At 34.2% G+C, this 3,596-nt stretch carries 3 protein-coding genes; 2 read left to right on the plus strand and 1 reads right to left on the minus strand.

Translation table 11 applies throughout. From position 1 onward, the window contains the following. Positions 1-157: 157 nt before the first annotated feature. Positions 158-1,237 carry a uroporphyrinogen decarboxylase family protein gene (locus ABFR62_13660; GenBank protein ID MEN8139465.1) on the plus strand — a complete coding sequence of 360 codons (1,080 nt, stop codon included), beginning with the start codon at positions 158-160 and terminating at the stop codon, positions 1,235-1,237. Positions 1,238-1,358: 121 nt separating this feature from the next. Here the strand turns inward: ABFR62_13660 and ABFR62_13665 are convergent, their stop codons facing one another. Next, a complete protein-coding gene (locus ABFR62_13665; protein ID MEN8139466.1) occupies positions 1,359-2,627 on the minus strand; it encodes a hypothetical protein in 1,269 nt (422 codons plus the stop codon). Between the two features lie 224 nt (positions 2,628-2,851). Between ABFR62_13665 and ABFR62_13670 the strand changes: the two genes are divergently transcribed. Further along, positions 2,852-3,568: a hypothetical protein gene (locus ABFR62_13670; GenBank protein MEN8139467.1), complete on the plus strand. Its 717-nt coding sequence runs from the start codon at positions 2,852-2,854 to the stop codon at positions 3,566-3,568. Positions 3,569-3,596: the final 28 nt, after the last annotated feature.

Genomic DNA, 3,596 nt, shown 5'->3' on the forward strand with positions numbered 1-3,596 from the left:
TACTATGAACAAAATAAACCCAATTTTCTTTCCAGTAAATTTAAATCACAACTGGTATTACGCTATGCTCATTTTAGACACTTTATTGCTCAAATTGTGTCTTGTTTATAACGGTAATTTTGAATTAATTTAAAATAATTTTTAAACCTACTATAAAATGAATTCAAGAGATAGATTTATCACGACTATAAATGGAGGAGAGCCGGACAGACCACCTGTGTTTGCTAACTTCACCCCTCAGGTAGCAGAAAAAATGTCGAAACATTTAGGTGTGCCGTACGAAGAGCCATTAGACTCAATGTTATCTACACGTATTTCACATACCGATTTGTTGTTGAAGCTTGGGAATGATGCTGTTGGTACCGCTTCAATTGCTCCTTTAAGTGCTCCAACTGTTAAGGATGAAAATGGCTTATTAACCAATGAGTATGGAATGGTTTTTAAGGAAACTGATTTGTATAACGAATTTTACAAATTCCCATTAGAAAATGCCGACTCTGAAGCGGATATAGATAATTATAAATTCCCTGATCCGTTTGCTGAGGGACGTTATAATGATGCCGATTATAAAGTTTCTACATTCAAAAAAGATTATGGAGTAATTGCCGATTTAGAAACGGCTATATTCGAAACATCATGGTACCTAACCGGAATGGAGAAGTTTTTTATGGATATGATGCTACAGCCACCATACTTCAATAAATTGCTTGATAAGGTTATGAATACTCATTTGGAGATGGGTAAAGAACTTATAAGAAGAGGGGCTGATATGGTTTGGGCAGGCGACGATTTTGGAGGACAGGATTCTTTATTGATGTCACCCGATCAGTGGAGAGAAATATTTAAGCCGAGGATGAAATATATGTTCGAAGAGTTTAGAAAAGTTAATCCTGATGTTAAGATTGCATGGCATACCTGTGGTTCGGTAGTAGATATAATTCCCGATTTAATCGACATAGGACTTGATATACTTAATCCTATACAACCACTTGCAAAATACATGACTCCTGAGTTTCTGAAAAAAGAATACGGAAAGGATTTGATTTTCTTTGGAGGTATTGATGTTCAGGAATTAATGCCAAATGGAACTCCGCAACAGATAAAAGATGAAGTAAAACGCAGAGTTGAAATTCTCGGAAAAGGAGGCGGTTATATTTTGGCTCCTGCCCATAATATTCAGGATGATACATCTGTAGAAAATGTTATGGCATTTTTTGATGCGGTACATGAACTTTAGAAAACAGCATATCTTCAATCGCCTGTCTTGCTGATGTCAGCTTTACAGGTGATTGAAGATATATTATTATTATTATTATTATTTGTTTTTCGCTGAATTTTATTCACTTAAGAGGTGTTCCCTATTCACCCTCAACCGCTATATGACTCAATAATTTGATATTGCTTAAATCAGAATAATCATATTGGTAAAATCCGTCACTTCCAATCATTAATAATACATTACCAAGCGGAATAACATCGTAGGCATTAATATCAGAATATTGCGCTATTTTGTTGTCACTAATAGCTAACGGATCGCCCGCATCATATATTTTTAAACCGGAATCGCCGTCACAAACAAAAAGTATCTGATCATCAATTCCCAAACCATATGGGGAGTCCATAGGGTAAGATGTTACTAATTTTGGGTTTTCAATTAGTGAAATATCTATTACATCTAATTGACTATCGATTGCTCCGCACAAATTACCTCCACGTAATGTTACGTAAGCGTAATCGCCTTCAACTACAACAGGATCACATGCTGATGCGTGCCTGAATTCGGAGATAAACTGTGGATTGGCAGGGTTTTGTAAACTGTAAATAAACATTCCACTTTGCGAACCAATAAACAGTTTTTGCTCGTATGGGAATAGAGTCTCAATTTGCCAGCTGATTGGTATTCGTTTATATAACTCAGGATTACTAAGATTAGAAATGTCAAATAAATTCAACGATGCATTATCAATTGCATATAAATAATTATCGTATAGGGTAAACCTTGCCATTGAGCCTCCTTTTCCTGTTGAAGCCAGAGCGCCATCAAAAACCGGAGCATCATTAACAGCTTCAATTCCACCCCAGCGGTCAAAGGTCTGATAATAATTGGAGTGATCTTCAACCTCTTCAGTTTTTTGAGTAATAGCATATCCCGTAATAACACCTCTACTATCGTCAATATCACTGACGATACCTTCTTCTACTTCAGGAATGATATATGGAAAAACACTTGTATCTCTGTCTATCTCAACAATGTTATTCATGTTGCTTATGTCGATTGTAAGCAAATCGATATAACTGTCGGCATATAATTTGTCTCCCTTTATCGCCATGTCAACGTTGCCCGGAATTTCGATAAATGAAACTTCATGCGGGTTTGACGGGTCTGAATTATTTAAAATATGAATACCTTCCTGATATTCGTTTATAAAAATATAATCGTCCTTGAAATATATTTTACCGGCTCTTTTTATTGTAGTAGGAGCGATTACTTTAAACGATGACCTTAAATCATCATAAGTCATATATTCCGGTTCATTAACCGTATAAGTATCTGTAATTTTGTCTTGGCAGGAGTTTGTAATCAGTACCAAGCCCAATAAGATTCCAATTGAAAATACTTTTTTCATGTCTGTATAATTTTACATATTACTTGTATAATATTACCATTTATTCCTAATTCAGAAGGTGCAAGACCTATTTTTATGAAAATTTTATTTGTAGAATATAGTAAATACAGGTTATTATAAAAAAAGCCTGAATTTATATAAAAAAACAACCTATATTTTCTACTTTGGTTTTTATTTTTATTAATCTGTTGGTTGTTGCTAACTAATAGTAAAAGTACAATTTTATGAAGAATTTTATACTTGCTTTTCTAATAATTATACCATTTTTAGTTTCGGCCCAGAAACAGGTTGATGCTGTATACATGAAAAATGGCAGTATAATAAAGGGAAATATTATTTCTCAGGATGAGTCAACAATTAAAGTAGAAACTCTTTGTGGAAATATATTTGTATACAATATTGAAGAAGTTGACGAGACTAAGAGGGAAAATTATACTCCTTTTGGTAATCAAAAAGATAAAGGATATTACAACTACACTTCAATGGGGATGTTAATTGGTTCATCCAGTGACGAGCAAACAAGTGTTTTTTCAATTTTAATGGAGCATAACTACCAGTTTAACAAAAATATTGCTGCCGGTGCAGTTACCGGTATTGAATGGTTTAATACCTCGATGTTACCTGTGGGAGCAAACTTAAAGTTAATATATCCAACTAACAATAATATGTCTTTATACTTAGGAGCTTCCGGCGGGTATTCCTTTCCTCTCGAGGATCTTAAACTCGATCAGTTTGTAGTGAAAGAAACTAAAGGTGGCTGGTTTGGAAGTAGCGAAGTTGGGGTTGTATTTCCTTCATCAGGTAATGCAAATTTATTTGTTGCTTTAGGATACCGATATCAGGATATGTCGTTTGTCCGTGAAGAATGGTGGACAGAAGATGTTGAAAGAAAAATCACATACAATAGATTATCTCTTAAAGTAGGGATAAGTATTCATTGATTTCATTTTCATTTAAAATAATGTAGAG

The organism is Bacteroidota bacterium (assembly GCA_039714315.1).
Classification (GTDB): Bacteria; Bacteroidota; Bacteroidia; order Flavobacteriales; family JADGDT01; genus JADGDT01.

Bases quoted from the DNA above. Each gene is read 5' to 3' on its own strand.
- ABFR62_13660 (MEN8139465.1), top strand. From the start codon at position 158: ATGAATTCAAGAGATAGATTTATCACGACTATAAATGGAGGAGAGCCG.
- ABFR62_13665 (MEN8139466.1), bottom strand. From the start codon at position 2,627: ATGAAAAAAGTATTTTCAATTGGAATCTTATTGGGCTTGGTACTGATT.
- ABFR62_13670 (MEN8139467.1), top strand. From the start codon at position 2,852: ATGAAGAATTTTATACTTGCTTTTCTAATAATTATACCATTTTTAGTT.